The organism is Mesorhizobium sp. B2-3-12 (assembly GCF_006442205.1).
In the GTDB taxonomy this organism is placed as follows: Bacteria; Pseudomonadota; Alphaproteobacteria; order Rhizobiales; family Rhizobiaceae; genus Mesorhizobium.
On the sequence record NZ_VFVR01000007.1, the window covers coordinates 249,982 to 276,370 of the forward strand.

Consider the following 26,389-nt stretch of genomic DNA (forward strand, 5'->3'; position numbering starts at 1 on the left):
GTGTTATAGGAATTGATCGCGAATCGGCTTGGTTCGCTGATCTTCCCATCATAGTGCCACTCGCTGCTAAACCAAAGAACCCATCGATGCCAGACGAGCATTTCCGAGAGCTACGCACTGTCGTGCTCGGAGGGACTGGTTTCGTCGGCCAAGCCTTTGCCAGGGGTTGGGCGAATGCCTCGGCTCGGCCGAGCCGTTATCTCCTGCATAGGTCGCATCCACGATGGCTCAATTCAGGCGAGACAGAGATCCAGAACGTCGATCTCAATGATCCAGCTCAAGTGCTGGATGCTCTTCGCGGGCATGACGTCTTAATCAATTTGCTGCGACCGGACGGCAGCGGTTGGTACCGGGGCGTGGTGGAAAAGCTGCGGCCTAGTTTTCAGGAATCCGGAATCACTCGCTGCATCCACGCTAGCAGCATCGACGTCTATTCCGGCGTTGAAGAACGGTACGTTCGCGAGGACACGCGGCCGCAGCCAGTCGCAGCTTACGAGCGCGAACATCTTGCCGTGGAATCGCTGATAAGAGGTTCGTTTCCCGAAACGATCGTGTTGCGATTTGGTGCTGTGTTTGGGCCAGGCGGCCGCAATCTCGTCAGCTTGGCGGAGGAGATGAGGCACGCGCCATCGTGGAAGATCGCACTCCGTCGTTCGCTGTACGGAGCTAGGCGAATGCATCTTGTCAGCGTTGAGGCTGCTGTAGGGTCACTCGTCCACCTAGCGCTCCATCGCAAGCCTCTCGGCTCCCAACTGGTGCTTGTGACGGATGACCACGACCCGAATAACAATTTCGCCTTTGTTCAGGACCGCCTTGCTGCCGCGTTCAGTCGGAGCATACAAGGTCTTGGCGGCACGGCACCTAAGTCGCTGCTAAAATTCTTGCTTCGTTTAAGAGGATTGCCGAGCCAGAGCATCGACCGGCGTTTCTCTCACGAAAGGGCCGCTGAACTAGGGCTACCTTCTGAGGCGTTTCCCGATCGGCTGGAGAAATACGCCGTACAGCTGGCCGCGACGATCGGGAGGTACGGTGAATGAACACCCTCCTGACCACTGTATCTCTCGATGCCAAAAAGGGGGGTGGTACTGCCGAACGAACACGGCGCCTTGCGGCTCATCTGGTGTCGAAAGGCCATCAATGTGAAATCGCGACGATAGAGGACGGCGAACTGGCTCAGAAACTACGCCAGTGCGGAGTGTATGTGTACGCAACGGGCTTCTTTCGCCTCCGCTTTACGGTGCCGTTTATCAATCCGTTCCGACTTGCCCAAAGCGTGCGCAGGGCTGACGTGATCCACATCTTGGGCTACTGGAATCTTCTTTCGGTCGCCACAGCGTTGCTCGCGTCTTGGCTGGGCAAACCTTACGCATTCAGCGCCGCTGGCGAGTTCGTGGGGCTCAATCGCCCGCGGCCGAGCGCGCGTCTTTTCCATTTTCTTCTGGGCAAACGTGTCATTCGCAATGCAAGCTTGCTGATCGGGGTTACTCCACTTGAACAACGTCAAATCCTAGAGCGGTTTCGGCTTCCGGCAGGGCGTGTCGTAGTCGTCCCCAATGGGGTGGAGGAACACGTCGAGATCATCTCTGATCACATTGAATCGGATGTGCCTTACGTCCTGTTTGTGGGACGCCTTGCTGAGGTCAAGGGTCCCGACCTACTCGTGGAAGCATTCGCTGACGTTGCCGGCGAATTCCCGGATCTGCAGTTGGTCGTCGCAGGACCTGACTTCGGGATGCGCTCCATTTTGGAAAAGTTCGTCACAAAAAGGCAACTGGGTCATCGCGTGGTCTTTACGGGTCATCTGGGGGAACGAGAGCGGAGCAGCGCGTATGAACAAGCTCTGTTTCTTGCCGTCCCATCACGAGCCGAGGCTATGTCGCTTGTCGCCTTGGAAGCTGGCGTTGCTGGAACGCCAGTGTTGCTGACTGATCAGTGCGGGTTCGACGATGTTGAAAGGATCGGCGGCGGACTTGTTGTTCCCGCGACCGTGGAGGGGCTACGCAGTGGCCTCAGGACGCTGCTTGCAGAACGGCAATCGCTGGCTGCCAAGGGGAAAGCTCTTCAGACCTACGTTCGCGGAAAGTTTACATGGCCCTCGATCGTGGATGGCTTAGTTTCACACTTCAACAGCATGGTCGCGACTCAGCGGACTAGGGATCCTTCCCGATAGGCGAGCCTCACGGGAGAAGCATCGAAGAGCAGCATCTGACAATGAACACCTTAGGAAAGAAATTGGCTGGCCTGCCGCGGGTTTCTTTGGTGGTGCCCGCCTTCAACGCGGCCGAATATATAGGGGAGACGATCGGAAGCCTGCTGGCTCAGGACTATCAAGATTTGGAGATCACTGTGGTGGATGATGGGTCCACCGATGGGACTGGCGAGATTGCTGCCAGCTTCGGCGGTAAAGTCAAACTGCACCGGCAAGCCAACGCTGGTCAGAGTGTGGCTATGACGGCCGGTTGGGCAGTGAGCACAGGGGCAGTGCTTGGCTATATCAGCGCCGACGACCGTCTCCGTCCTACCGCTATCCGGCGATGCGTCGAGGAGCTAATGGCCCGTCCGGAAGTCGTTCTAGTTTATCCCGACTTCTACATCATAGATGAGCACTCGGTCCTCCGGTCGACGCTTCGAGCGCCGGACTATTCCCGCCGCGCTCTCTACGCCAATCTTCATTGTTTGCCAGGACCTGGCGCGCTCTTTCGGCGCTGCGCATACGAAAGGGCTGGCAGCTGGTGTTCGGATCTGCGGCAAATTCCTGATCTCGATTTCTTTCTTCGGATGGGGTTGGAGGGGAATTTCTACCATCTTCCGGAGGTGCTGGCGGAGTTTCGGATGCACAGCGGATCCACGACCTACAGGGCTGTTCCATACGAACGAGGCGAGGAGCCGCAGCGAATGGTTGAATCGTTCTTTGCGCGGCAGGATCTGCCGGATGACGTTCGTAAGTGGGAGCGCGAAACTCGGGCAAATGCCAGCCTACTTTCGGCTGCGATTCACGGACGTTCCGGCCGAACCGTTGTTGCGATGCGCCGGCTCACCGCAGCCGCCTTGCATCCGCCGACGTTGACCTCACTCAAAGCGCTAAAACATACCGTCCTGATAGCTAGAAGCATATTCAATATGCCCGGGCCACGATGAGTTTTTTAGTCCGGATCGAGGAACAGCAGTTCGTTGCCTTTGCCAAGGTGTTCGCAAAGCGCTGCGGCCGCGCAGTGGTGATCGGAGCGTTGGCTCAGGCCCGAAATGCTAACCGCACCGATCACGCCCACTCCCTGGACCCGAATGGGAAACGCTCCCCCAGCTAAGACGTAGTCTGCTGGGTTGAGCCCATATCCCGGCGGAAAGGTCCTATCCTCACGTTGCTGCTCAAGAGCGAGTCTATAGCTGCTTTTCTGAAACATCCTCACGGAGTTGAGCTTACGCCGTGCCGATTCCGCAGTGGCCGCCGTTGCGCCTGCGAGAGCAGCGTGAAATAGCTGCCGGTCCCACAGACGGATGTCGATCACGAGGCTGTGCGCCCAAATAAGAGCACTAGAACGGATGGCGCAGCCGATCTCGAACGCAGACTGTTCGTCGAAGCCGGTGAAAACCAAAGCCGCTTCTTGCTCAATAGTTCGCCTTAAATCCTCTGTTTGCCTTGCAGCTGCCGCCCCTGTAACCGGAATTTTATGCCTCCCTAAATGCACTCGTGATTTTAGACGCTTCCACCCCGGATCCGGCTCTATGGGACCGTGATCCGTTTAGCTATGACAATGGACCAGACTGCTAGGCTTGCAACGTCTTGTCGAGCCACTCTTTCCACCCGCTCTCCTAAAAGCTTGGAGCCGTGAGCAAGAGCCAAGCTTGGGTATGACTGCCGCAAAGGCCTGTCAAATCCCAAATGGGATTGATAGAGTTTGTTACTCCAGCCGCACAGGTCGCGAAGTCACAGGTCAATGGGCAACCGAACATTTTTTGCAATAGTTTTCGTAGGCAGGCAGGGGTCCAGCTACCTCCAAGGCTTGTTGAACTCTCATCCAGACGCGACGTGTGAAGGTGAGTTGTTTTCGCCAACAGCTCGCTTGCTCGCAGACGTGATCAGGAGGAGGACGATATCGTTCAGAAACTCTCGACACAGCACTGTCGGAAGTTACCTCCTAAAAAAACTGCATAAGAAAAACAGCAAAGCGGTGGGCTTCAAGATGCCTTATCTCTCGTTGATTGAACACCCCGGCGCTATCGATGCATTCAAGGCTTTCCAATATAGGATAATTCGCCTTTCGCGCGACAATCTATTGGATCAGTTCATTTCTTTCAGACTTGCAACACTTAACGATGCCTGGAGATCGGATCGCGGTTCGACGACGGTGACCCGCTTCAGCGCGGAGCCCGGGGATATCGAGGATGCATTCAGAAATTGGACGAGATGGGACGCGGAGCTCTCGGCCATGACAGAGACTCTCCCAAACCTACATGTTACCTATGAGGAATTGGTCGGCGGCCCAGGTGTGTCTCGCTCGCTGGAGTTCCTTGAATTACCCTCAATTCCCCTCCACAGTCCGTTCAAGAGACAGCGGTCCGGTACACAATCCGAGATCATTGAAAATTATTTCGACCTGAAGGAGCGTTTTGCCGATACAGAATGGGCAAAGCATTTTATTGAATGATCGCTTTTCAAACCCGGTTCCCACGGTGTCAGGTATGCTTAGCATTCGAGCCTCGGTTCTCGATCGTGGCTCAGCTTGTACTTTCGCAAGCCTTCATGCGATCCGGCACCGGCCAGTTGGCTGTATGATCGTCCGCCGATGAGCAAATCGATTTCTAGCGCGCTGAGGAGAGCAACGCTCCCTTCCCTAGGAAAAGCCAGCGGAGCCGCTGCTGCTGGTCGCATCGCCATCCTGGCAGCAGGGCTCGGCAGCTCGCTTCTTCTCCCACTGGCCCTGCTCCAAGACCGGGTGGGCATCTACTTCATCGCCCAGATCCTTACGTCTGGGTTCGCCATCCTTGCGATGATGGGTCTTACATTCACATCGCCTGCGCTCGTTTCCGCCGCTGTAGCACAAGGTGATTTCGGACGTGCACGCGACGTCATCGTGAGGATACAAGCCATTGTGGGCGGTTTTGGCTTCATTGTAGGCTGCGTGTTTTGGCTCGCAGACCGGTGGATCGAAATTGGGGACAGTGCCACAGCGTGGAGCGGCGTGCTAGCTATAGTCGCCCTGCAAATCCCCTGCGCCGCCCTGGCGGCCGTTCAAGTAGAGTTGCTCAGAGCAATTCATTCCGTCAGGAGTTCGGCGTTTTTGATGGCGTTTCCGAGCACAGTAGTCGCTCTCTTTTTGACTTTCGCCCTGACCGCTCGAATTCAAGCAAATTTGCATCAGGTGCTGTTCTGCAGTTTTGCTGGGTATGCGATCGCTGCGGTGGTTGGGGCCATCATTCTCTCCTCGTCTTGCCGACGCTGGAGTGAATCGACAAAGGAACCTATTGGCCCTCGAGCAATCATTCGCCGAACTCTACCCAACCTAGCAACAACCTTAGTCTTGTTTGGTCTTTCTCAGGTGGACATGATTCTGCTGACGCTTTTTAGCAGTTTGCAGGAAATTGCGCAGTACGGCATCGCTTTGCGCGTTGCCACCGTACTGATAATGCCGCTGAGTATCGCAAATTCTGCGTTCGCTCCATCAGCGGTACACCTCTGGACGCTTGCCGACCGAGCGGGACTTCAGAAGGCGCTTCGGACTTTGGTTTCGATCGCTACTGTGCTCACGTTCTTGATGTATGTCGGTCTTGCGACTCTAGGGTATACGCTGGTCCATCTCTGGAACCCTCGTTACGAAAACTCTTTTTGGTTGGCGCTGATCTTAGGAGCCGGCCAACTTGGGCATGTACTCGGTGGTTCGTCGGGTATCTTGCTGATGGTGTTAGGAGATGAAAAAGCGGCGTTTCGTATTACGCTTGCCACAGGTGTTGCTACGGTCCTTTTGTGCTGCGCCGGTATCGTGATGGGAGGCCCTCCCTGGCTAGCTGCCGCGGTAGCAACGTGCAACGTTTTGCAGGTTTTCTTCTTCGCTAAGCGAGTTCGAGACAGGTTCGATGTGGACGCTACGGTCTTGGCAATTCTGCCTACATCCGCCCCAACGGGGGCCAAACAGAACCCGTGAGTTTGCCGTCGGAAGGATGGCTATTTAACGTTACGCCGGTGCTTGGTAAACCGATGAGCGCCCGGCTCGTCCCCTATTTGGCTTAAGCCTGCAAGGCTAACTGCCAATCCCCCAACGGCAACCACAACGCCTAGAATGACCCAGATCATTTCCCACACCCTAGGGAATATTAGCTGGAGATGGACCAAGTGACAAGCCGATCCGTTCAGCACTCAGCGCGCTTGGGTGGCCGACGAACCATCCTCGAATATGGCCTAAGCAGACGAAGAACTGGGGGAGTAAGCGCTGGCGGACGCTACGCGCGCCAGAGCCGACCTTGCGACCCATGGACGTTCAACAAACCTGTAAGTAAGGGAGGCTAGGACGATTGTCATCGAAGCAATCAGGGCGCCCATCCAGAGGCGAGAGCCTACACTGGCCAGCCCAGGAGATGTGTAGATCATCTGAACGCTAGGATACAGGACCAGATACTGAATCAGGTAAATGCTATAGCTTATTACACCAAGTGTCTGGAGCGGTGGCCAGCCTAACCACCTGGGTTTACCGAACGTCACAGCAAAGAAAACGGGCGTCACCAACGCGAGTTTCACTGGTGTCCAGAACCCCGGAAGCCAAATGACGAGAAACACCGACGGTAGGGCGAGCGAAAGATAAACGCGCCCGAGCCGTTCTGGCAGCAGATACTTGGAAAAGGCGGCAGCCACTCCGGGCAGAAAGAAGGGCCAGATCACCTGCTCGCTGGAGAGGTAAAAGTCACGGATAAGGATGGCGCCCACGATGGCAGCTATGCAAACCCGCACCACAATGCCACAGCGCCAGAGGAAGTTCCCTGGCACGAGCAACACATAAAAGGCCCACTCGTAGCTGAGCGTCCAGGCTACTCCGATTAAGGAGAGCATGTTTATGCCGCGGAACCACAACTGATCGGTTTTCCATAGTCCGAAAGTCACCACATCCAAGGACTCGTTCAATGTTTGGCGTATTGGCATGACGGCGGGCCACGAATAGCAGAGCGCGATCGCCAAGGCCGCGACAACCGCAAAAATGTATAATGGTAGTATTCGGCGCACGCGGTTTGCAAAAAAGTGGGCTGGATCGATCGACCCTTTCAAAGCCTTATCCGTAAAAAGATAGGCCGTGAGACAGAAGAAAAGTTGAACGGCTAGGATTCCGAGATGATCACCTACGAAGGGATTGGAAACGCCAATAAACGCGCACATATACTGATTTATGTGACAAGCAACCACCGCGACAGCGGCCGTGCCTCTCAGCCCGTTGAGGCATTCATCGCGTCCGATATCCTGGTCGCTCCCGGCAATGGCTTCTGCTAGGCGCGTCCAAAAGATCGCCACACCGTAGACCGCCGCGATCACTCCCAATTGTATGAATATTGAACCCATGTGGTTTCGCCACCGTTTTCGGTCGTTACCACCCGCGCATCTTCCTCGTGAGAGGTCAACGCAAAATCTACCTTGTTCACACTAGCAGCGCGCCCCGGTCGGGCCGAGCAACCCAAAGGCCAGGAGGCCGCTGCCGGATTTTGAAATTGGGCCTCCCCTTAGTCCTGAACCAGCGCCATCAACAAGCGTTCGCTCATATGGTCAAGAAGATCGCCTTTGCCGCGGCGCTGCTCCGATCAGGCGCCTTCTCGGCCCTCCTGACGCAAACATTCCTTCTGGATATACGCGAAGCCGTGGGGTGGCGGTCACGGACAGAGTAGCGCTGGAAGATCGACATTGCCAGTCAAGGCGCTCGCCGCCGCGATCGAGGGCTACACCTTGGAAGCCATCGCCCATCGTGTTGACGCCGAGAAACAGCGACAGGTCGGATATCGCTTCATCGAAGTTGCCAATCGTGCGGTCGATGAGATTGCCGAGCTGCGCCGCGAGATCGGCGACCTGGCCAAGGAAGTGGCGAGGGGAAAGTGATCCGTCCGCAATAGATCGTCCGTCGGCTCGCAACCAACTCGGCCACCGGTCGTTGACCTCTTGTCACTCCAAACTTGCTCGCTACCAAGACCTCTCCGGTGGCGGGCTTTTTTGCGGTCGGAGCTTGGTCCGCGACTGGCCTCATCAAGAATGCGCTGAGCCTCTTCCCGGGTGAGGCCAAACTTGCGGGCATAGTAATCAGCCTCGGTCGTAATCCCACGATCGGCGACAGGTTCGGTGATTGGTTTTTGCTTCTTTCCCACGGCTCGAATCATAGCATAATGCGAGCAACCGACCTATTGGCCACCCGTTCACCTATGCTGGTTGATCCCAGCATTCCTGTCTTACTGCCGCTCTCCCCAAAGAGTGCGGGCTTTTGTGGAACCAACTGCGCCAAGGCACCGGGCCGATGGACTAGATCGGTGGCATATGGTTAAGCTCCCGGGCGGCGGCGCGAGATCAACCAAATGGTTTCGAACACATCCAAGGGCAGGTCGGTAAAATCGCGGAAATTCCTCGAAGCCGTCGGCAACCCAACCAGGCTACTGATTTTAGCCATTTTGCTGGATGGCGAGATTTCGGTAAACGCTCTGTCGGAGAAGCTGGGTTTCCCCTACACTCAGTCGGCACTCTCTCAGCACCTGGCCAAGCTACGGAGAGCCGGACTGGTGGACACTCGGCGGGACGGCCATTCGATATACTGCTCGTGCGATTCGTCCGCCGTGCGCCGGTTGTTCACCTTCTTGGAGGAGACGTTTGGCGAAGTCAGATCGGACCGGCGACGAGCGCGGGCTTCTTGATGCCTTCACAACAATCTCCAAGAGACGGCAGTTTCTGCCCATTGAGGGCTAACGGGGAAGACCTATGAAGAAGACATACCAAACGCCGACATTGATCAAGCGCGAGCGACTGTCGTCGGTGACAGCCGGTTCGAGCGCTTCAATAATCCTGCCGCCGCCGCCGCTCACCTGATCGTTCGGCCGATGTAATGCCCGCTGGCTCCGGCCGGCGGGTTGTTTGCTGTCCATGAGCATCTTCTGAAATGACTCGCTTATCTGTGTTCGAAAGCGTACAAACCGTTGTCGTCGCCAAGCATAAAGGCAGGAGGCGCTGGGGAGCGATGTCGGAGCTTTCGCTTGTAAGGTGAGACGCCATGGCTGATATGATCGCGCTCCTTAATAGCAGTTCCACAATGTAGATTATAGAAAAGTTAAATTGTCCCACTTCCGCAAAGTAGGATGGCGCGGCTCAGCGGGCTGTTCGGTGTCAGCTGACGTCTTCGGTCCCTGCAACTGGCGTTTCGCTGCTGACATATGTCTAACGCATTGGCTGATTATATGTGGCGAATGTGTTTGCCTCGGGATGGTTGGCGGACCAAGTGGATTCGTAGCGGCTTGTTCCACAGATCAGGCATGTTTTAGCTTTGAGGCGCTGTCGGTTCCTCTAAACCTTTGAAATATTACATTATTCGGAATGTTTCTGGCGGAGAGAACGGGCACGCAACTTTGGCACATGACCCTCGAAAACCCGAAACCAGAACTGATAGTCATCTTGGCGGCCGTCGCAGCGTGCCGACAGGGCATGCCAGGCTGCGGTGAGGGCCGCAGCGTGGTGCTGGTCGCCGGTACAGGAGGGGGCATCGGTTACTTTGGTACCGACGTTTGAATCACTCTTTCCTTTTCGATTGGTCATGACAATGTTCCCGCGTGAATGTCCGACGCAGGGTTTGAAGAATGGCCGGACGTTCGAACTCTACGTGAGCCACGATCGAGACGGAGCGTCTCGACTTTGCCGTGTCGTCCCTGGCACACATCGCCATCATTCTGCCGTCAAATCCGCTCCTTCCTACACTCCGTTGGCGCAACCTGCCGCGCTCAGGCAGGAACCTCCCGGGCCAGCGTCTCGATATGTTCGCTGCAGATAGTCCCCACGAGATTATGCAGGGCTGCGGTCCGTTCTCCGAGCCATTCCAGTGCTTCAACGCTGATCTCGTAGTGTTCGGAATAGCGCGCCTTCACATAGGCCTCGTTCAATGTGTTGAACCAGGCCCGAAAGCGCTGCTGGTCGCGCGGCCAGGCTTCGGTCAACCGCCGGTCGCGCCCCTCGGACAGCGTTCGTAGAAAATTCAAGTTATGCGATGGAGGGCTATAGCTTGTGAGAGTCAGTAGCAGTGCAGAATATGCGTGCTCAATCGCTTGGTGTAATTGAAATGCCGCGTGATTCAGTTGGCCATCATCAACCGCTGTCGCAAATAGCTTCAACTCGTATCTCGCGAATGGAAGCCGATTCTGAAAATGCTTCCGTGCCAACTTCAGGGCATCGGCCGGGCTCTGTAGCTTGGGTTCCGCCAGCGGCTCGTCGTCAAGCTCATACAGAACAATCCCTTCGCGCCGTATGTCGGAGAAGAAATACTGCCCCTGCCGAAGCGCGGTGTTCACCTCACGACGAGAGTGAACGATCAGGCCCACCTGGGTGGAAACACCGCGGTCGCGCAGCAGCCTGTCACTGGCCTTGTACCAATAGGTCGCAAAGTCGGTCAGCTTGCGGTTGTTGACGATCACCAGAATGTCGAAATCTGATCGGTAGCCTTTCATCGTGTGCGGCTCGTCGACCCAGTCACCACGGGCGTAGGAGCCGAACAGGATGATTTTCAGGATCCTGCCCATTTTCTTGAATTCGGCCGAACTGCCTTTCAAGGCATCATCGAGTTCCTCGAGCAGAATCTCGATGATGCGGGCAAGCTCGCGCTGCTTGGTCGAGGGTAGGTGGTCAAGACTGGATTTCATCATTGGATAATGCATTGTTTTCCACAATCTCTCCGAAAGCGACAGACTACGCCAGCGCCAAAATTCGCGGATGCCGCATAGGCCGTCTGCATCGCTCAGTTGAGCGTCATCCACAACTCCTGCTTGTCATGAACAGATCGAATGATTATGTTGCAACATAATCGCAACGTCAAACGGGACGTTGCGTCAAAGTGTATAAAAACGCCCCGCCACGGAAATACTTGCCCCCGCTCTTTAGTAGCTACATCTAATTTTACTAGGGCAGTTTCCTTGGCCTTGTTGCAACATCAGTGCGATGTCTCGAACATAAGTTCGAGGTGTCTCATCAACTGTGGGTCTGATCTGGATGAGGCCTTCCATTCTGGTTTGTTCCGCCGACGCCGGCTACTATCTGCTTATCAGCTACATCCTCGACGTTGAAGGCTTTGCCTGCGTGCCAGCCAGCGATTGCGCCAAGGCGCTGGAACTGTTGCAGCAACGGAGCTTCACGGCCGTCCTGCTCGATTGCGATGATCGAGCCTCGTTTGGATCCGATGCCATTGATCGTGTCTGCAAGGCAAGCCGGGAGCAGCATGTCCCGCTTGTCGCCCTGGTGCCGGCGGGCAGCGAAATTCTCTACCTTGAACTTCTCAAGGCCGGCATCGACCACATCTTCGTGTCGCCTCATCCGCCGGCGCAAATCCTGCGCGCGCTGCGCCTTCTGTCTGAAACTGGCGAGGAGCCGGCAGCCGCGCCGGAGGTCGATGAACGCATGCTGTCCTGGGGAAAGCTGACGCTCTCCGCGCAGCGTCATCAGGTCCAGTACGACGGCAAAGACATTGTCGTGGGCGCGATACAGTTCAAGCTTCTGGCAATGATGCTGCATCAGCCCGGCCGGATCTTCAGTCGCGAAGAGCTCATTCGGGCCGCGTGGGCGCCGAACATTTACGTCGAACCCCGCACCGTCGACGTGCATGTGGGTCGCTTGCGCGACGCCTTGCGCAAGGTGACCGGGCGCAATCTCATCCGCACGGTGCGCGGTGCAGGCTACGGTCTCAACGGAGGCGTTGAGCCGGCAAACTCCTAGCGTTCGATCATGTGGCTTCGCTGAAACGTCATAAAATCTTGTCGCAAACTTGTTGCCGGCTTTGTGGAATTTCCCGAAGTCCGGACCGACTATTCCAGCTGAGGAGGCAGGTGCTCGGATCTCGTTCATGAGCTTGCCTCCTCGTTCGATGTGTCGTTGCCTCGAACGCTGGAGGAAGTCGATGGTCACGCAACACGGAGATGTCGGTGCCAAGAGGAGCAAGCGTGTTCGCCGAAACACCCAAGGGTTGATCGACAAGGCCGGAGGTCATTTCGCCGCTGCGCGCCTCGAAGGATTGATGGCGGTCTACGCGCGCCCCCTCGCCGGAAGGGCCGTGGCCATCAGCACCGGGAAGGACGAGGAGCGGCGGGTCGTCGATTTCGTCCGGTGTGCCTATCTCGGCCTCGACAACCATCCAGACATCGTGCGCGGTGCGATTGAGGCCGTCGAGCGCTATGGCACGCTGCATTGGTCGTGCGCCCGCACCCGCCTCAATTTCGGTCTGATCGGCGATCTTGAAGGCAGCCTTTCCGATCTTTTCTCGGCTCGCGTCATCGCTTACACGACGGTCCTGGCCGCCAACATGGGCGCGTTGCCGATCCTGGCATCCGGCCATCTTACCAACGGCAAAAAGCCGGTCATGGTCTTTGACAAACTGGCGCACGCCTCGTTGGCCTTTCACAAAGGCACGATCGGCGAGGAAACCGAAGTCGTCACCATCGCCCATAACGATCTGGAGGCATTGGAGACCATCTGCCGCGGGCAGCGTCCCGTAGCCTACATCTGCGATGGTATCTATTCCATGGGTGGTGGCGCGCCGATCGCGGACCTGCTTTCCCTGCAGCAGCGCTATGGGCTTTTCCTGTACATCGACGATGCCCATGGCATTTCGATCTTCGGCCGCAATGGCGAAGGTTACGCCCGCTCGCAGATCCCGGGCGAGCTCGGCGAGCGCACCATCGTCGCGGCCTCGCTCGGCAAGGGGTTCGGGGCGTCCGGTGGCCTGATCATGCTGGGCACCCAACGACAGGAGGACCTGTTTCGCAACTTCGCGGTGGCGCATGCCTTCTCGGCATCGCCGAATGTGGCTGCGATCGGCGCGGCCCTGGCGTCGGCCAGCCTGCATCGTACCCCGGAACTGCACCGCCGGCAGGCGGCGCTCCAGGACCGGTTGCGCCAGTTCGACGGGCTGTGCGAGACGAGCCATGCCCAGAGCAGGCTGCCCATACGCATGGTCACCATTGGGGACGAGCTCGCAGCAATCGGCGCGGCGCACGCCATCCTGGACTGCGGATTCTACCTGTCGGCGGTCTTCTTCCCCACTGTCCAAAGAGGGCGAGCAGGTCTGCGCATCTGTCCGACCGCCGGACACGAGCCCGAAAACATCGAGAACCTGTGCCGGGCACTCGCGGCGATCGTTCCGACCGACGAAGCCGCCAAAGAGAACCTGACGCCAGCGCCACCGGCAGGACACCGCAGGAAAAGCCAATGATGGTCCTGGAAACCGATCGCGTCTTCCTGCGTCCCCTTCAAAGATCGGACGCCGACGCCTTGTTTCAGCTTCATCGGGATCCGCTGGTTGTGAGGTTGACGACGGACGGGCAGCCGATGAGCCGCAACCAGTCGGACGAACGGCTCGACCTTTATCTGCGAGAGGCGAGGGACCTCGGATTTACCTTCTTTGCCGTTTTCGAAAAGCAGCCGAATGGGGATCTGCTCTTCGCCGGGCGCTGTGGTCTGCGAAGCCTCTCGGACGACGCCGTGGAATTGGGCTACAGTTTTTCTCAACGCGGCTCCGGACGCGGGCTGGCCACCGAGTCAGCCCGCTTGATCGTTGAAGACGCTTTCACCAGGCTTGGTTGTGGCAGGCTGGTCGGGCTGGTCAGGCCGGCAAATCTCCGGTCGCAAAACGTGCTCCGCAAACTTGGCTTCACGCAGCGCGGCATGAGGCGTCATCGCGATGTCAACTATGTCTGCTTCGAGCTTGATGCGCAGGACGCTCGGGCTTGACGAAACCTGTTGAGGCTTTTGTCCCTGTCTGCGGTAGGTGGACGCAGAATCCCACTTGATCTAAGGATTTCGGTGGTCTTATAAAACCCGACGTTACCCTTGCTCTCTGGGGAGGCATGCGATGGATAACGTGGTTCCGTTCCGAAACGTGTCGGCCCGTGTCGAGCTGGCGGAAGCCTGTGGCGAGTGGTTCGTCCGCGTCACGGAAAACGACCAAGAACTTACCCGATCATTTGACCTGGAATCGTTCGCTTTGTCTTTCGCGGAAGGCCAGCGGATACGGCTAGGATTGCATACGATGACCCGGATATAGGAACGAACAAAGCCCGGCGCTTTGGCCTGCACCGGGGCCTTTGACATGTACGACCTACTCAGCATATCGGCACAATAGGAGGCCCGGCGGGGTTGAGGGGACTCATTGCCGACCCTGGCTGGTGGCGACACCACCGAGTTGGGTTCGTCGCCAGCTTACGGCACAGTAGCATTGTGAGCGTCGGGCTGGCTTCATTCGAACAGACGATAAGGCTAATCAAAGTCAACACTTTTGGAATAGGGTTGTATTAGATTGTCGATCTCTCCCGCCCGATGCCGCGCGGCTCGCGCTCTCATCGGATGGTCGCAGGACCAGCTTGCCGACTCCTCTCAGGTGGCAAAAGCCACGATTGCCAACTTCGAAGCGGACAATCGAACTCCGTATGCTCGCACTCTCTCGGATTTGCGATCGACGCTCGAAGTTGCTGGCGTCGAGTTCATCCCTGAAAATGGTGGAGGCGCCGGCGTGCGCTTGCGGTTGGCGGTACCCAGGCTCGAGGCCCGGCGCGTCTCTCGTTTCGACCGCCGCGTCCAGATGCGCATCGCCTATCGAGGCAACACGCATACTGTCCAGCTTTCCACCAACGTGTTGGACGACATGGATCGGACCAACTACGAAAGCGATGCCGCGCTCGCCGGTGCCTTTGATGCTCATCAGGCGGTCATTCTGCTGCGGGCTGCTGCGGGCTGCTGCGGCGATTGATGCCGGTCGCAGCGGGATGGATAACCACCCCCTGATCTTGGCCGAAGAGGACTTCGCGGGACGCGCCTTGAGGCGCCTGCGGATGACCAGGGGTTTTCCCAGGAAAGACGCCCTGGTCGACAAGACGGACCGCCGCGCTATTGACGCATTCTCTGACCACCGATCAGGAATAACTTCGCACCATACTTATCGACATCAGGACAGTTTGACTGCGGACGGAGACGAGAACTTTTGATGCTCCATGGCGTACGTGCGACGGCAACATGAATCGTGGTCGACGGCACGCAAATTCGGATAGGCAAATCGACGTTCTGGGGTCCCGCATTTCAATTGCGATCAGGACTACGATTGGATCGGGGACAAGACGCGCATGACGGAACTCCTGGAAAGCGACACAATCACTCTCATCCGGCGATCCTAGGACTGTCGGCTCACCGTTAGGGCCGTATGCCGGCGACGATCGTGGTCGACGGCCAAGATGATCGTGAGCGGGCCTACATTGCCAGCCCGTCGAAATAGCGAAGTATTGAAAAGCTCTTTGCCGCCGGCTGGGGACGTGCCCGCTAATCCCGCAGTGAATGCCCGCTAATCCACGTGTGGCGGCTACCCTTTGAACCGTTCAGTGTACCAGGTGATCTTGTCTCCCACCTTCGTCGGCTTGTGGATCATCAAGTTCTTGGGAAGGTGCTCGGGATGGACTTCGAGCAGCGTGATCTTGATCGACGGCTTGCATCGGCTGCAATCGAATTTCAGCTTAAGCGGGTCGACCCCGCCGCCATAGACCATCATGAGATCGGCGGACCGGCAGTAGCGGACATTGCCGCAACTGCACTCCACCTTCACCAGCATGTTGTGCCGGGTTGCCTTGCCCAGCGTGTCTATCGGATCGTGCGACATACCCCAAAATGAGGAACATATTCCTGTTCGGTCAAGGGGGATTGACTCTTTTGTTCTCATTTCGTTCACTGTCGGCAAAAATGGAGACATTCCAATGAAACCGCTCCGTGCGACTGAATCTGAGCAACCTGAGATTTTTGCCACCGTCAGACGCGAACTGCCTGCAATCCATCGTGCGGTCTTGAAGATGGCAAAGCCAATGCGCGGTCTCTCCGACGTCAGCCAGAAGATGGCTATCGCGCAAATGACGGCCGCCTGGATCAAGGCCTACTATCCCGATAACCTCGAATTGCAGTTGTCGCTCGCTGACGCGATACGCGACCAGATCGACATTGATCTGAAGGAGGCCGCTCGCCTGGAAGGCCGGCAGCAACAGCACTGATGGTTAGCCGCAGCGTCACTGCCGGTGGTTGGTTGACGGGGAAGTTTTATCTGGACCTCAAACAGGTCGCTCGGACCCCGGCCGATCTCGTCGATGATGTCGGGAGTGTTGTTCCGCGGCGATCCGACCATGCTGCCGATGGGCCACATCTTCATCAGATCCGAGGGGAACGGCTTCGTCAGGTCGCGAGGATCGGGTTCCGGCCCAAGCCAGCGCATGTAATCCGCCGGCGCCAGGATGACGGGCATGCGGCCGTGGATGGTCGCCATCAGCGAGTTTGGCTCGCAGGTAACGATGGCGAAGATTCGGATCAGCTCGCCCGTCACCTCGTCGGCATACTCCTCCCAGAGGCCTGCCATGGCGAAGGGCTGATCGTCTTTCGTAGCGATGGCGTAGGGCTGCTTCTTCTTCCCCGAGGAATCGAGCTTCTGCCATTCGAAATACCCGTCGACAGGCACCAGGCAGCGCCGGGACGCATAGGCCTTGCGGAACATGCCATTGCTGGCGATGGTTTCGCAGCGCGCATTGACGGGCGGCGGCCGACCGCCACCGCCGCGCGCCCAGCCCGGTACCAAGCCCCAACGTGCCGACACAAAGCCGGCCACGCTGGTCGACAGTTCTTCGCGGATGATGATTGGATAGGTCAGGCTCGGAGCGCCATTCCAAAGGGGAAAGCTGTTGCCCAGTCGTTCAACTTCGCCCGGATGAGCGAACTCGAACCGGCGCACCATGTCGGGAATTGTGGTTTTTAGGAAAACGCGTCCGCACATGTTGGAACCGGCCAATTACGTCAAGGAAGACCAAAATGGGAACGCATTGGAACGAGTCAAGCTGACATCATTGCGGCGGCCCGTTCGAGGTCGCATGGCATTGGTTTGGCGTCGGCGGCGGTGAAGTTGACGTTCAACGCGCGAACGTGTTGGCCAGGCCCTATAGGCGGGTAAGGCTTTGCTTGGCGGCCAGCCGATCTAGCAGCTTCCGAGATGCATCGATAACGCGGCGCGCCTCTTCGATCTCGATGCGCAAGTTCTCAACATGTGCCGCCGCCCGTTCCTGATAGAGGCGCGCACTCACATTGAAGTAATCGTCAGGTTCCCACGGTTCCATCGCTAGCGTGTCCGTCGCGAACTAGCTCGAACGTGATCTTTGCCGCAAAAATAGGCTTGCTCGAACCATCATGGACATGCAGGGCGACCTCTGCGAAAGTGCCGTCCGGCATCCGGCCCCTTGCGATTTCTATCAGCGCCCGTGATGCCTCATCTTCAGCGGCTTCCAGGCTCGGAAGGTCGGTACCTTCGGTGTCCGGGTATAGAGTTCCGTTGTCGTTCAGGTCGAAATAATAGAGCGCCATGCCCCTCGAATATAGGTGCGTCGCGTTTGTTCCTCACCTGCGCTTACGCGTACTGATTGGTACAGAGAGAAGCGAGAGCGCGCCCCGCGTGTCGACCTGCGAATTCCTCAGTCCAGAAGACCAGCGTCATGGTGCACTATGGCATCGAACACCGCTTCATAGACGCTGCCAGTCTCCTCCTCGATCTCGGTGCTGCTGATCCCGATTGCCTTTGCGTCGGCAAAAAGCTTCTGGATCGCCTCGGCGACGGAGAGCACGTCTGAACTGGCCACGCCAGACACATTACTGCTTAGCCACTTGTCGAGGAAATTGACGCCGCGCGTGCTCATTCCCATAGAAGCCGCCCGAGGATATTAGGTTCCGCTGATGCTTGGTGTGCAAGCCCCGCGCAACTTGATAGGCGGGGAACACTAAAGCCGTTCGAAGGCCTCGATTCCGAGTCGCGCGCGCTGGCCTTCCGCAAAGGAGACGGCATGGTCCTTGTGGTCAAAGGAACGTGTGTTCACCTCGCCGTCAGCCTCGACGACACGCACGAACCACTCGCCCGCTGCTTCTACCAAGGCTATAGACGCCAAATTTTGATGAGTTGTGGTCTCGGCCATAGCTCTGCTCCCGCTCGGGGCCAAAGCATCTATGTTCACTCCCAGCCGCCGGCGCCCGTTCAGTTGCCAACGATCAGGTTAGGGTAGACCCGGCCCAGACAGAAAGCGAGTCACCAAATGTTGCGAGCGGGCATCTCATCACGCGCATCGTGCAACGAAGCAAGGGGATCAACGTTGCGCTCGGAGTGGTTCGGGAGCGCACAGTGCCGAAATACCGGGTCGAAGAGATCTACGGCGACACAGTCGTGTTGTCTGGCGACGTTGTGGAGACCAATCCAAGGGAGGCCGCAGAGACGTTGGCCGGTCAGCCTGTGTCGCCAGGGGTTTGCAGCATCATTGGTTCCGAGTGCTCGATGAGGAGGAGTCCATCGTATATGGATACAGCATGGTTGGACCTGACCAACGGCCTGATTTCCTGGCATGGAGCGAAAGCGCCGACTTCGGTCCGCCGATTCGTGGCAAGGTGCACGGGGCCGAACTCGCAGACGAGCAAGATCATTTCTACAATTGCCCGGCATGCGGTCAGCGGGTTGATCAGCGCGATTTCCGCCAGGTGTTCTGACATGAAGAACCGGGTCACGCTTCGATGAAGCCACAGCCTGGGGCCAAGGTGATTCCCTAAACGCAAATAACAAAGCCCGCCGGGCGTGAGCCAGCGGGCGGTTGACGGCAGATCTTTCGGTTAGCCGGTCGAGCCTGCGATCGTGATCGACGAAGAGCTTCCGGCCGTACCAGCGGAGGGTGAAATCGGCAAAATAATCGAAAAAAACGGACCGCGCGGAAATGAAAGCATAAACTTTGATCGATCACATTAGACATTGGTTTGCCGCTGCGTGGTAATTGCAGGCTCGCTAATGTCTGTCGGGGTTTGAAATGTTCAGCGTTTTGCGCGGCTTTGCCCGCTCCCGCAGCGGGTCGATGATGCCGCTCTTCCTGGTGAGCCTGATGCCGTTGATCGCGGTCATTGGCTTCTCGGTCGACTATACCGGCGCGGTTCAGACCAAGTCCAACCAGCAGCAGGCGCTGGATGCCGCGATCCTGACGATCACCACCATGGACACCACGTCGACGCTGGCGCAACGCCAGGGGCTGCTCCAGGATTCCTTCGCCGCCAATGGCGGGCAGGGCACCGCCACGCTGACTGACTTCGTGGCTGGCAACACCACCACCGCCACCACGGCGCAGGCCACGGCAAGTTTCTCCATGCCGACCGTTTTCATGTCGATTGCCAGGATCGACACCGTACCAATCGCCGTCGCCGCGGCGGTCAGCAAGCCGCCGGCGCTGGTTGCGGCCACATTTAAGGTTACCGGTGTGTCGGGTTACTGGAACAAGACGATGACGCTCTACGGCACGCAGTTCGGAGCGACCGTGGCCAAGCCGCTGATGACGATCGACTATGTCTATGGCAACACCAAAGACCCGAAGGGCTACGGCACCACCAACGTCAACGTTTTGAGCACGAATTCAGCCGGCAGGACCGTCACCACGCTTGTCCAGACTCAAGTCTGCACCGTCGGCAACAACCCGCCAACGGGCGTGACCCTCAAGACCGATGCGAGCGGCACAAAATATTACTGTGTCGACACAATGTATCCCGCCAACAGCGCCGGCGCGGCGATCGACGTCAGCCAGATGGGGGGGCTCTATTTGCAGATGGATGTGCCGTCGGGTAACCCGAAAAAGCTGATCTCCAACGACCCCGCGACGTCCAACCGGCTCTATAGCGGGTTGAGCGCGAACAGCCTGACCGAGACCGCCACCGGTCAACCCGTTGACATCTTCAGCGTCGTGCCTTGCGGCGCGACGGCCTATCAGGCCTGGGAAGACGGCGGCAACTCGGTTCCCGCCCCAGTCAGCAACGCCGACTTCTTCTACAACGTCACCGGTAAATGCGACTACAACAAGCGGCCCTCCGAGACCGCACTGACGCAGTGACGTGGACGATCCCCACAAGCGGGACATTGGATGTGGTGACCGTGTTCTCCAATCGCTAAGGCCCGCTAGGAGGGGTCGGTCTTCAATCACAAACCGGTGAGCGCCGAACGAAGCGGGCGGCGGCGCGCTCACGGCGTCGCTGTCAAGTTCATGAAGAACTGATCCGAATTTCCCCAGCAGAAATGATTTTTGCCGTCGACCCGTCGGAGAGCTTTGAGCGCGACTTTCAAGCTCTCTCGCATGCTCTCAAGTAGGAGCTCGTCCTGCTCCACGGGCCGACCCTTTTCCCGCTCATGCTCAACGATCCTGTCTTGGATCGACAACGCTTTCTCATAATAACAAACGGTTTTGGAAAAATGATCTTGGATGGTGGTGCTCAAGCTCCCGTCTCCCAATTGGGCGAAAGCATGATGTTCACTTCCAAGCGTCCGATTGCCGGAAACCGTCACAGACGACCAAGGCACTGTACGCCGTGTTGAGGCAGATAGCGAATCGACAGCCATCACGTTGACGGCGCGGCCCTCATACTATCTTGTGACCCGCGCGGCGGACCTGTGGGTCGCCCGGCCGGCGCGGTAGCTCTCAGGCACTGCGTCGGCCTCCAACACTTCGTTTAGTTTGGTCGCCGGATTGTCTCTGGAGAGCCGCCTGCAAGCGTGCGGCGGCCAGGAGAATGCTTTCCGGTATTGGTTCGGGCTCGGCCTTTTCCATAAGCGGTCTAACAGATGTGAATCTCGATTGTTCCGATCCGGACAACGCAAAAAGCCCGCCGGCGTGAGCGGCGGGCTTGATCGTTAACTTGGCTAGTTGTCAAATAGATCAGTCGAGCACTTCAGGCGGCGGCGGCGGTACCGATGGGCCGGGACCGGCCGTCACAAACGAAAGTCGTTCGCGCTTGATCAGCGCTGGCTTCTCATAGGTCTTCTTCATAGGTCTTCCCCGTTAGCCCTCAATGGGCGGAAACTGCCGTCACTTGGAGTTTCTTGTCAAGGCATCAAGAAGCCCGCGCTCCTTGCCGCTCCGATCTGACTTCGCCAAATGTTTCCTCCAAGAACCTGAACAACTGGCGCACGGCGGACGAATTGCACGAGTAGTATATCGAATGGCCGTCCCGCCGAGTGTCCACCAGTCCGGCTCTCCGTAGCTTGGCCAGGTGCTGAGAGAGTGCCGACTGAGTTTAGGTGAAACCCAGCTTCTCCGACAGAGCGTTTACTGAAATCTCGCCATCCAGCAAAAGGCGATTATATATTTGACAGACCCACGCTCTGGGGTTGACGGCTACCTCTCAAAAACGCAAAGGCCGATAAGGCAGGCAACTCACACCGCCCTATTTCTTCCCTCATCTCTCACAGCCTGTAAGAATTTTCGCTGCGCACGTGACATTCTATTATTGAAACTCCCCAAGAGATACCCGGCGGGCAATACGCAGATTATGCCAGTTACTACATTTTGTGGAAGAACGAAGGACAATAGCAACAAGCCGATACACCAAACAACAAATATACCGATTAAAGTGACAATAACGTCTTGCCACAAACGATTTGTTGGAAGGAATTGCTCCATCCATGGCATTGCCAATGGGTTCTTATCCCAAAACTGGTAAATTCGAATTGGGTCCTCTAGCATGGCTCTAACGATCCGTAGGCCACGATTGACCCGAGGCCACCATGCGCGACGGTGATTTATGATACCAATCACAAGCGCGGCACTATCGCGCTAAGCGAATTTGTCACGGTTCGCTTGGTTGGATCAACCAGCATAGGTCAACGGGTGGCGAGTAGGTCGGTTGCTCGCTTTGTGCTATGATTCGAGCCGTGAGAAAGAAGCATAAACCAATCACCGAACCTGTCGCCGATCGTGAGATTACGACGGAGGCGGATTACTTTGCCCGCAAGTGCGGCCTCACCCGAGAAGAGGCCCAGCGCATCCTCGACGAAGCCAACCGCCAGTCGCGTCCTCAACTTGAAAGCAACAAAAAAGCCCGCCACTGAGGAAGCAGTGGCGGGCCTTGCTTGTATGCACGGTCGATGACGCCCGAGCATGCCAACGGCAGTGTCAAAACGAAATGGTTCCGAGCGATTTGGCCCGCGCCACTTCGCCCTCGCGTCATGGCCAGTCTGGTACAGTCAGAGACGGATCTTGGTCCATGCAAAAATCAAAGTAGTTGCAAAAACATCGCACTCTTTTAATACCGTTTCGTCTAATATAATATGTGAGGGATTATCCGGGTCGGGAGAAAATACGTGTACAAATTCTTTGCAGTTCTGGCTGTTGCCGCCCTGTCGGCAAGCACCGCCTCAGCGGCCGATATGGTGGAACCGATTGCCGGGTCCACCTACGACTGGAGTGGCTTCTATGTTGGCGGCCATGTCGGTTTTGCCAATGGTGACATTACGGCGACGGACGTGACGGAGCCCCTCGGCGGCTTTTTCACCGATTCAGTCCCTGCGGGCACCGAGGGTTTTGACTTCAATAAGGGCGGCGTGGCCGGTGGTATTCATGCGGGCGCGCAATGGCAGTGGGGCCAATTTGTTCTGGGCGGCGAAGCGACATGGACGGCAACGGGCATCCGCAAGACCATCACCAGCCCCTACTTTCCAGACAGCGATACCGAGACCGCCAAAATATCCAACTACGCGACGGTGGTTGGCCGCCTCGGCTACGCCTTCGATCGTGTGCTGATCTACGCCAAGGCGGGTTATGCCGGCGGCAAGGTGGATTTCCGGGCACGAGATAACGAAGCTCTTGTGACCTACGAGAAGAATGAGTGGCAGAACGGCTATGCAATCGGCGCCGGCATCGACTATGCCCTTTCCAACAACCTATCGCTCGGCGTGGACTATACGCACATAGACCTCGGTCACAAGACGAGCACAGGGAACAATGTGTTCGATGACGGCAGCCTCGGCGCTAATCCTGAGACCTATCGCACAGAAGCCAAGGTCGATGCCGTGATGGCCAGGCTGACCTACAAGTTCGGAATGGGCCAGTAGTCTTCAATCCGCGTCAGGAGAGCGATGATCTCTCCTGACGCTTAGGTCGCCGGCACCTTTCTTCGCAATTCGTCAATCTCCCGCTTCATGTCTTGGATCACGTCGCGCGTACCGTAGACGGCGCCGAAGTCCTGCCGAAGTTCATCAAGGCGCCGGCTGAATTCAGCGCCTTGCTGATCAATGGCCCTGCTACGCTCCATCCATTCCGAACGTGTAACCGTGCCGCCGCGAAGATCGGCGATAGCCGCTTCCATCCTGACGCGGTCTTCCGCTCCACGTTGCGCGCGCCAGTCCATCTCCTGCCTGCTCACTGTGCTGGACGCAAGCGCTTGGATCGACTTGTTGGTCTCGCTGGCAAGCGCCTGAATGATCCGCGCCGTCTCGACGTCTGATGCCTTCAGGTCGTTGGTACTTTCCCGGATCGGCCAATAGGCCATGCCGCCGAGTATTGCCGCGAACGTAAGCGCAACGCCCAAGGCCTGCCACTGCGGCTTGTTGCGCTCAGCAAGATTGGTCGACAGGTTCGCCAATCCGGACCGCATCTCGCTGGCCAGCTTGTCGATGATGTTTTCCATCGATCGGAAAGCTGTGCGGGTTTCGGCCTCGCTGTCGGTCTGCCGACGGTTGAGGTTCGTGATCCGCTCGCTCAGCGCCGCTATGGAATCGGTCGGCGCGTAGGTTCGCGTCGGCTCGTTGCCGTTGTTCATGTCATCCGCCATCTGCCCCGATGCCCTTACTTGCTATTTCAGTTCGGCCCGACGCGCGGCGCTGGCCTTGGTGTGGCGGTCGCACTCGGCGGCCGTGTAGAGGTTCACCGCGCAGCCTGGCGCCATGGTGCGGTCGATCTTGTTCTGATCCTCGACGGTCTTGCCCTTCGCGCCGGCGAGGCTGCTACCGATCGCCGCCCGGAGGGCTGGAACACCGTTGACGCCGGAAGTCCCACAACCCGCCAGCAGAAGTGCAGTCATCAAAATTCCGGCTGGCCTCAATGCCTTTGCGGATCGCATCGGTGTTCTCCTTTTCGATCTTGGCGCGGACCTCGTCGGCGCCCTTGTGCTTGATGAACTCGTAAACTTCGAGCGCAGCGCCCGAGGCGAACAGGGCGATTGCCGCCCAAAGGATTGCGCCGGCCGCCAAGCGGGAAACGCCGAGGCGACCGACAAGCAAGGTGATGATCGCGGTCATTGGCCGAGCCACCAGAAAACGATGATGCCCTCGACAACGGCGAGGCCGACTGCGCCAGCAGCGGCGCCCAGTAGGAAGACCAACAAGCGGCTTCATGCCGGCACCTCACCACCCAGCGCAGCGGAAAGGTGCTTGGCCTTCGGTTGACGTAGGCGCGATAGGCCAAGCCGCCGATCACCAGCAGTGCGCTGGCGATGGCGAGGATAACAACGACCTTGCCGATGAGTTCACTCGAATAGGACAGCGGCGAAATCTGGTTCTGCAGCTCGTTGAGCGTGCCTGCCACGGTGCCGGTGCCGATACCAGCTCCGGTCGCGGCATCAGCCGGCGCGGTCGATGGTGCCACCTCTGCGTCCTCAACCATCGCCTTCGCCTGGCCGCCGTCGACGAAGTTTGCCGCTTGCGGCACTTGCCCGGTGGCCCGAGCCTGACCAATCGAGCGGACCTCAGCAGCGCGGGCAGTCCAGCCTTTGCCGAATGTCGAGAACGTACCGAGGTGGCGCAGGAAGTTCATGCGCGCATCGCAGATGCGATCGATCAGTGCATCGTTGTTCGTGTTCGCCTTCAGAGCCGCCAGCGTGCCGACGCCCATGAAGGTCGATCGGTCCCTTGTAGGCCGGACGCAGGGCCTGCTGAAGCCACATGATGGAACGGCCGGGACCGGAATTCACCGCGCCGTCAAAGACGACATAGTCGACGCCGGCCGGCAGCAGATCGCCCTTCACGGCGTCCCAGTATTGCCGATCATAGATCTCATTCAGTTCGGCAGTCTGGATGCCTTTGACCGAGCGCGTGGATAGGCCCTTGCTCTTGCGGTAGCCGTCATAAACGCGCTGGGTCACACCCTTCATCGTTGCACCGCCAGGGTCGGCGGGATGGTTCGAATAACCACCTTCATGCGCAAGCACGCGGCAAGCGATTCCTTCTCACGGGAAACAGCCATGGGAAATCCTTCCGCCCTTTCGGGCAGGTTGAAGTTGATCAAATGTGCGAGGGGTTAGAGGCTCGGGGCGGGTCCGGGCCCGAGCAAGGCGCGTTCGAGGTTAGGCGGTCGCCAGGATGTCGGCCGGGTCGAGGCCAAGGGCCTGCACCAGGGCCACGGCATCTGGATCGTCACAATAGACGGCTGGATGATCCGGCGCGAACCACCGGGCGAAGTAGACCGGATTTGCCGTCAAGCCGACCCTTGCGTCGCCCTGGCCACCTTTCGTGTCGAACTTCCAGATGTTGACTCGTTAAAATTATGTGGGCTATTTCATAGTGCTTAAGAGTGGGTGTAACCAAAATGGTAACATTCATATTGCGTTCAGCTTTGGAACCTATTATGTGTCTCCAACGTAGATACAGCTAGTATGAGTATGAGCTGTTGGAGACTGTCCGATGATCGCCGCTGTCGCAAAATGGGGTAACAGCCTAGCGCTGCGTATTCCAAGCGCATTCGCGCGTGAAATTTCGGTGCGTGAAGGCGCTTCTGTAGACATATCTGTGACAAACGGGGCGCTTTTAGTGCGTCCTGTTGATGATACCCCCGTCTATGACCTAGAAGCTCTTCTGTGTGGAATCACGGAAGAAAATCGTCATGGCGAGGTGGCCACAGGTCAGTCGGTCGGTAACGAGTATTAATCCTCCTTACTGCCCCGACCAATTTGACGTCATCCATATTCAGCTAAATCCGCAAGCTGGACGCGAGCTTGCGGATAAGCACTATGCTTTTGTGCTCTCTCCTAGAAAGTACAATGAACTCGCGCGCCTATGCGTCCTCTGTCCAATCACTTCTAAAGCCAAGGGGTATCCATTCGAGGTCGCAATACCAAACGGCGGCAAAATGGATGGCGTGGTCTTGGCGGACCAGATTAAGAGCCTAGATTGGTCAGCGCGATCATCGGAATTCACCGAGCACCGCCCGGATATCGCTCCGCATGTCCTCGCCAAGATCAGGGCATTATTGGGGCTTTAGGCCTTCGTCTCCTGTCTTGCGCTTCCGACGCACCATTTCCCTTCATCTGCTCATTGGTCAACTTGGGCGCATGTGCGATCTATCGCCTTTTCGAAGGCGGTTTCCGATTGATCGGTTTTCAGTTCAAGCGCGGCTTCGC

At 57.6% G+C, this 26,389-nt stretch carries 31 protein-coding genes and 3 pseudogenes; 16 read left to right on the forward strand and 18 right to left on the reverse strand.

All coding sequences use genetic code 11. The features are described 5' to 3' along the window. Window positions 1–86: 86 nt before the first annotated feature. The 3 genes from FJ948_RS20795 to FJ948_RS20805 are packed head-to-tail and all read left to right on the forward strand — an operon-like array spanning window position 87 to window position 3,138. On the forward strand, window positions 87–1,037 hold the full coding sequence (locus tag FJ948_RS20795) for an NAD-dependent epimerase/dehydratase family protein (protein WP_140707657.1): 951 nt from the start codon (window positions 87–89) through the stop codon (window positions 1,035–1,037). Then, window positions 1,034–2,170: a glycosyltransferase gene (locus tag FJ948_RS20800; RefSeq protein ID WP_140707659.1), complete on the forward strand. Its 1,137-nt coding sequence runs from the start codon at window positions 1,034–1,036 to the stop codon at window positions 2,168–2,170. Before FJ948_RS20795 ends, FJ948_RS20800 begins: the two co-directional genes overlap by 4 nt. A 41-nt stretch (window positions 2,171–2,211) precedes the next feature. Next, window positions 2,212–3,138: a glycosyltransferase gene (locus tag FJ948_RS20805; RefSeq protein WP_140707660.1), complete on the forward strand. Its 927-nt coding sequence runs from the start codon at window positions 2,212–2,214 to the stop codon at window positions 3,136–3,138. Between the two features lie 5 nt (window positions 3,139–3,143). Here FJ948_RS20805 and FJ948_RS20810 read toward each other — a convergent pair whose 3' ends face one another. Continuing rightward, complete coding sequence (locus FJ948_RS20810; RefSeq protein WP_140707888.1) at window positions 3,144–3,665, reverse strand: heme-degrading domain-containing protein; 522 nt, start codon at window positions 3,663–3,665, stop codon at window positions 3,144–3,146. 504 nt (window positions 3,666–4,169) lie between these two features. Between FJ948_RS20810 and FJ948_RS20815 the strand changes: the two genes are divergently transcribed. After that, complete coding sequence (locus tag FJ948_RS20815; protein WP_140707662.1) at window positions 4,170–4,646, forward strand: hypothetical protein; 477 nt, start codon at window positions 4,170–4,172, stop codon at window positions 4,644–4,646. Window positions 4,647–4,784: 138 nt separating this feature from the next. Further along, window positions 4,785–6,140 (forward strand): hypothetical protein, encoded by a 1,356-nt coding sequence (locus FJ948_RS20820; RefSeq protein WP_140707664.1) that lies wholly within the window; start codon window positions 4,785–4,787, stop codon window positions 6,138–6,140. Between the two features lie 254 nt (window positions 6,141–6,394). On the opposite strand, the gene FJ948_RS20825 is transcribed toward FJ948_RS20820, so the two are convergent. Continuing rightward, window positions 6,395–7,540 carry an acyltransferase gene (locus FJ948_RS20825; RefSeq protein ID WP_140707666.1) on the reverse strand — a complete coding sequence of 382 codons (1,146 nt, stop codon included), beginning with the start codon at window positions 7,538–7,540 and terminating at the stop codon, window positions 6,395–6,397. A gap of 336 nt (window positions 7,541–7,876) precedes the next feature. Between FJ948_RS20825 and FJ948_RS30320 the strand changes: the two genes are divergently transcribed. Continuing rightward, window positions 7,877–8,068, forward strand: coding sequence for a hypothetical protein (locus tag FJ948_RS30320; protein WP_181173744.1), 192 nt, complete (start codon window positions 7,877–7,879; stop codon window positions 8,066–8,068). Window positions 8,069–8,535: 467 nt separating this feature from the next. Then, the gene (locus FJ948_RS20835; protein ID WP_140707670.1) at window positions 8,536–8,868 is read left to right on the forward strand and encodes a metalloregulator ArsR/SmtB family transcription factor; all 333 of its coding nucleotides are present in this window, start codon (window positions 8,536–8,538) and stop codon (window positions 8,866–8,868) included. A 48-nt stretch (window positions 8,869–8,916) separates the two neighbouring features. Here FJ948_RS20835 and FJ948_RS30325 read toward each other — a convergent pair whose 3' ends face one another. The 3 genes from FJ948_RS30325 to FJ948_RS20850 all read right to left on the reverse strand — a co-directional run bounded on the left by FJ948_RS30325 (window position 8,917) and on the right by FJ948_RS20850 (window position 10,854). After that, complete coding sequence (locus FJ948_RS30325) at window positions 8,917–9,096, reverse strand: hypothetical protein (protein ID WP_181173745.1); 180 nt, start codon at window positions 9,094–9,096, stop codon at window positions 8,917–8,919. 436 nt (window positions 9,097–9,532) lie between these two features. After that, window positions 9,533–9,760, reverse strand: a complete 228-nt coding sequence (locus tag FJ948_RS20845; protein ID WP_140707674.1) for a hypothetical protein — start codon at window positions 9,758–9,760, stop codon at window positions 9,533–9,535. A 182-nt stretch (window positions 9,761–9,942) separates the two neighbouring features. Beyond that, on the reverse strand, window positions 9,943–10,854 hold the full coding sequence (locus FJ948_RS20850) for a nucleotidyltransferase and HEPN domain-containing protein (RefSeq protein ID WP_140707890.1): 912 nt from the start codon (window positions 10,852–10,854) through the stop codon (window positions 9,943–9,945). Window positions 10,855–11,185: 331 nt separating this feature from the next. Between FJ948_RS20850 and FJ948_RS20855 the strand changes: the two genes are divergently transcribed. The 4 genes and pseudogenes from FJ948_RS20855 to FJ948_RS31020 all read left to right on the forward strand — a co-directional run. Beyond that, window positions 11,186–11,920, forward strand: coding sequence for a response regulator transcription factor (locus tag FJ948_RS20855; RefSeq protein ID WP_140707676.1), 735 nt, complete (start codon window positions 11,186–11,188; stop codon window positions 11,918–11,920). Window positions 11,921–12,101: 181 nt separating this feature from the next. Continuing rightward, window positions 12,102–13,412, forward strand: a complete 1,311-nt coding sequence (locus FJ948_RS20860; RefSeq protein WP_140707678.1) for an aminotransferase class I/II-fold pyridoxal phosphate-dependent enzyme — start codon at window positions 12,102–12,104, stop codon at window positions 13,410–13,412. After that, complete coding sequence (locus FJ948_RS20865; RefSeq protein ID WP_140707680.1) at window positions 13,409–13,930, forward strand: GNAT family N-acetyltransferase; 522 nt, start codon at window positions 13,409–13,411, stop codon at window positions 13,928–13,930. Before FJ948_RS20860 ends, FJ948_RS20865 begins: the two co-directional genes overlap by 4 nt. Window positions 13,931–14,495: 565 nt before the next feature. After that, a pseudogene (locus tag FJ948_RS31020) lies at window positions 14,496–14,717 on the forward strand (helix-turn-helix transcriptional regulator); the annotation flags it as partial. A gap of 831 nt (window positions 14,718–15,548) precedes the next feature. Here the strand turns inward: FJ948_RS31020 and FJ948_RS30695 are convergent. From FJ948_RS30695 to FJ948_RS20900, 5 genes and pseudogenes are all read right to left on the reverse strand, one after another. Then, a complete protein-coding gene (locus FJ948_RS30695; protein ID WP_246677569.1) occupies window positions 15,549–16,106 on the reverse strand; it encodes a hypothetical protein in 558 nt (185 codons plus the stop codon). Window positions 16,107–16,307: 201 nt separating this feature from the next. Then, window positions 16,308–16,994, reverse strand: a pseudogene (locus FJ948_RS20885) (SOS response-associated peptidase); the annotation flags it as partial. 317 nt (window positions 16,995–17,311) lie between these two features. Continuing rightward, window positions 17,312–17,575, reverse strand: coding sequence for a hypothetical protein (locus tag FJ948_RS20890; RefSeq protein WP_140707686.1), 264 nt, complete (start codon window positions 17,573–17,575; stop codon window positions 17,312–17,314). A gap of 107 nt (window positions 17,576–17,682) precedes the next feature. Beyond that, window positions 17,683–17,904, reverse strand: a complete 222-nt coding sequence (locus tag FJ948_RS20895) for a DUF768 domain-containing protein (RefSeq protein ID WP_140707688.1) — start codon at window positions 17,902–17,904, stop codon at window positions 17,683–17,685. Between the two features lie 81 nt (window positions 17,905–17,985). Further along, window positions 17,986–18,177 (reverse strand): hypothetical protein, encoded by a 192-nt coding sequence (locus FJ948_RS20900; RefSeq protein WP_140707690.1) that lies wholly within the window; start codon window positions 18,175–18,177, stop codon window positions 17,986–17,988. An 873-nt stretch (window positions 18,178–19,050) separates the two neighbouring features. Here FJ948_RS20900 and FJ948_RS20905 point away from each other — a divergent pair. Further along, a complete protein-coding gene (locus FJ948_RS20905; RefSeq protein WP_140707692.1) occupies window positions 19,051–20,115 on the forward strand; it encodes a pilus assembly protein TadG-related protein in 1,065 nt (354 codons plus the stop codon). A 128-nt stretch (window positions 20,116–20,243) separates the two neighbouring features. Here FJ948_RS20905 and FJ948_RS20910 read toward each other — a convergent pair whose 3' ends face one another. From FJ948_RS20910 to FJ948_RS20920, 3 genes and pseudogenes are all read right to left on the reverse strand, one after another. Beyond that, on the reverse strand, window positions 20,244–20,495 hold the full coding sequence (locus FJ948_RS20910) for a hypothetical protein (RefSeq protein WP_140707694.1): 252 nt from the start codon (window positions 20,493–20,495) through the stop codon (window positions 20,244–20,246). A 439-nt stretch (window positions 20,496–20,934) separates the two neighbouring features. Next, entirely contained in the window at window positions 20,935–21,045 is a 111-nt protein-coding gene (locus tag FJ948_RS20915) for a putative RiPP precursor (protein WP_140707696.1), read from the reverse strand. Window positions 21,046–21,109: 64 nt separating this feature from the next. Further along, window positions 21,110–21,349 (reverse strand): annotated as a pseudogene (locus tag FJ948_RS20920) (metalloregulator ArsR/SmtB family transcription factor); the annotation flags it as partial. Between the two features lie 580 nt (window positions 21,350–21,929). Between FJ948_RS20920 and FJ948_RS20925 the strand changes: the two are divergent. Both FJ948_RS20925 and FJ948_RS20930 read left to right on the forward strand, forming a co-directional pair. After that, window positions 21,930–22,106, forward strand: coding sequence for a hypothetical protein (locus FJ948_RS20925; protein WP_246677570.1), 177 nt, complete (start codon window positions 21,930–21,932; stop codon window positions 22,104–22,106). Window positions 22,107–22,358: 252 nt separating this feature from the next. Next, window positions 22,359–23,108 (forward strand): outer membrane beta-barrel protein, encoded by a 750-nt coding sequence (locus FJ948_RS20930; RefSeq protein ID WP_181173746.1) that lies wholly within the window; start codon window positions 22,359–22,361, stop codon window positions 23,106–23,108. 41 nt (window positions 23,109–23,149) lie between these two features. Here the strand turns inward: FJ948_RS20930 and FJ948_RS20935 are convergent, their stop codons facing one another. From FJ948_RS20935 to FJ948_RS30925, 5 genes are all read right to left on the reverse strand, one after another. After that, window positions 23,150–23,815: a hypothetical protein gene (locus tag FJ948_RS20935; protein ID WP_140707702.1), complete on the reverse strand. Its 666-nt coding sequence runs from the start codon at window positions 23,813–23,815 to the stop codon at window positions 23,150–23,152. A 33-nt stretch (window positions 23,816–23,848) separates the two neighbouring features. Next, the gene (locus FJ948_RS20940) at window positions 23,849–24,076 is read right to left on the reverse strand and encodes a hypothetical protein (RefSeq protein WP_246677571.1); all 228 of its coding nucleotides are present in this window, start codon (window positions 24,074–24,076) and stop codon (window positions 23,849–23,851) included. A gap of 17 nt (window positions 24,077–24,093) precedes the next feature. Then, on the reverse strand, window positions 24,094–24,807 hold the full coding sequence (locus FJ948_RS30700; protein WP_246677572.1) for a hypothetical protein: 714 nt from the start codon (window positions 24,805–24,807) through the stop codon (window positions 24,094–24,096). Then, a complete protein-coding gene (locus FJ948_RS30705) occupies window positions 24,740–25,201 on the reverse strand; it encodes a glycosyl hydrolase 108 family protein (protein WP_246677573.1) in 462 nt (153 codons plus the stop codon). The genes FJ948_RS30700 and FJ948_RS30705 overlap by 68 nt, the downstream gene beginning before the upstream one ends. 135 nt (window positions 25,202–25,336) lie before the next feature. After that, window positions 25,337–25,471, reverse strand: a complete 135-nt coding sequence (locus tag FJ948_RS30925) for a hypothetical protein (protein WP_281405369.1) — start codon at window positions 25,469–25,471, stop codon at window positions 25,337–25,339. Between the two features lie 202 nt (window positions 25,472–25,673). Here FJ948_RS30925 and FJ948_RS20955 point away from each other — a divergent pair, with 202 nt between their 5' ends. Continuing rightward, window positions 25,674–25,916 carry an AbrB/MazE/SpoVT family DNA-binding domain-containing protein gene (locus FJ948_RS20955; protein ID WP_140707708.1) on the forward strand — a complete coding sequence of 81 codons (243 nt, stop codon included), beginning with the start codon at window positions 25,674–25,676 and terminating at the stop codon, window positions 25,914–25,916. Beyond that, a complete protein-coding gene (locus FJ948_RS20960) occupies window positions 25,873–26,250 on the forward strand; it encodes a type II toxin-antitoxin system PemK/MazF family toxin (protein ID WP_140707710.1) in 378 nt (125 codons plus the stop codon). Before FJ948_RS20955 ends, FJ948_RS20960 begins: the two co-directional genes overlap by 44 nt. The last annotated feature ends 139 nt before the right edge of the window (window positions 26,251–26,389 follow it).

Bases quoted from the DNA above. Each gene is read 5' to 3' on its own strand.
- FJ948_RS20795 (WP_140707657.1), top strand. From the start codon at position 87: ATGCCAGACGAGCATTTCCGAGAGCTACGCACTGTCGTGCTCGGAGGG.
- FJ948_RS20800 (WP_140707659.1), top strand. From the start codon at position 1,034: ATGAACACCCTCCTGACCACTGTATCTCTCGATGCCAAAAAGGGGGGT.
- FJ948_RS20805 (WP_140707660.1), top strand. From the start codon at position 2,212: ATGAACACCTTAGGAAAGAAATTGGCTGGCCTGCCGCGGGTTTCTTTG.
- FJ948_RS20820 (WP_140707664.1), top strand. From the start codon at position 4,785: ATGAGCAAATCGATTTCTAGCGCGCTGAGGAGAGCAACGCTCCCTTCC.
- FJ948_RS20825 (WP_140707666.1), bottom strand. From the start codon at position 7,540: ATGGGTTCAATATTCATACAATTGGGAGTGATCGCGGCGGTCTACGGT.
- FJ948_RS20835 (WP_140707670.1), top strand. From the start codon at position 8,536: ATGGTTTCGAACACATCCAAGGGCAGGTCGGTAAAATCGCGGAAATTC.
- FJ948_RS30325 (WP_181173745.1), bottom strand. From the start codon at position 9,096: ATGGACAGCAAACAACCCGCCGGCCGGAGCCAGCGGGCATTACATCGG.
- FJ948_RS20845 (WP_140707674.1), bottom strand. From the start codon at position 9,760: ATGACCAATCGAAAAGGAAAGAGTGATTCAAACGTCGGTACCAAAGTA.
- FJ948_RS20850 (WP_140707890.1), bottom strand. From the start codon at position 10,854: ATGAAATCCAGTCTTGACCACCTACCCTCGACCAAGCAGCGCGAGCTT.
- FJ948_RS20860 (WP_140707678.1), top strand. From the start codon at position 12,102: ATGGTCACGCAACACGGAGATGTCGGTGCCAAGAGGAGCAAGCGTGTT.
- FJ948_RS20865 (WP_140707680.1), top strand. From the start codon at position 13,409: ATGATGGTCCTGGAAACCGATCGCGTCTTCCTGCGTCCCCTTCAAAGA.
- FJ948_RS20890 (WP_140707686.1), bottom strand. From the start codon at position 17,575: ATGGCGCTCTATTATTTCGACCTGAACGACAACGGAACTCTATACCCG.
- FJ948_RS20895 (WP_140707688.1), bottom strand. From the start codon at position 17,904: ATGAGCACGCGCGGCGTCAATTTCCTCGACAAGTGGCTAAGCAGTAAT.
- FJ948_RS20900 (WP_140707690.1), bottom strand. From the start codon at position 18,177: ATGGCCGAGACCACAACTCATCAAAATTTGGCGTCTATAGCCTTGGTA.
- FJ948_RS20905 (WP_140707692.1), top strand. From the start codon at position 19,051: ATGTTCAGCGTTTTGCGCGGCTTTGCCCGCTCCCGCAGCGGGTCGATG.
- FJ948_RS20915 (WP_140707696.1), bottom strand. From the start codon at position 21,045: ATGAAGAAGACCTATGAGAAGCCAGCGCTGATCAAGCGCGAACGACTT.
- FJ948_RS20935 (WP_140707702.1), bottom strand. From the start codon at position 23,815: ATGAACAACGGCAACGAGCCGACGCGAACCTACGCGCCGACCGATTCC.
- FJ948_RS20940 (WP_246677571.1), bottom strand. From the start codon at position 24,076: ATGACTGCACTTCTGCTGGCGGGTTGTGGGACTTCCGGCGTCAACGGT.
- FJ948_RS30700 (WP_246677572.1), bottom strand. From the start codon at position 24,807: ATGAACTTCCTGCGCCACCTCGGTACGTTCTCGACATTCGGCAAAGGC.
- FJ948_RS20955 (WP_140707708.1), top strand. From the start codon at position 25,674: ATGATCGCCGCTGTCGCAAAATGGGGTAACAGCCTAGCGCTGCGTATT.
- FJ948_RS20960 (WP_140707710.1), top strand. From the start codon at position 25,873: ATGGCGAGGTGGCCACAGGTCAGTCGGTCGGTAACGAGTATTAATCCT.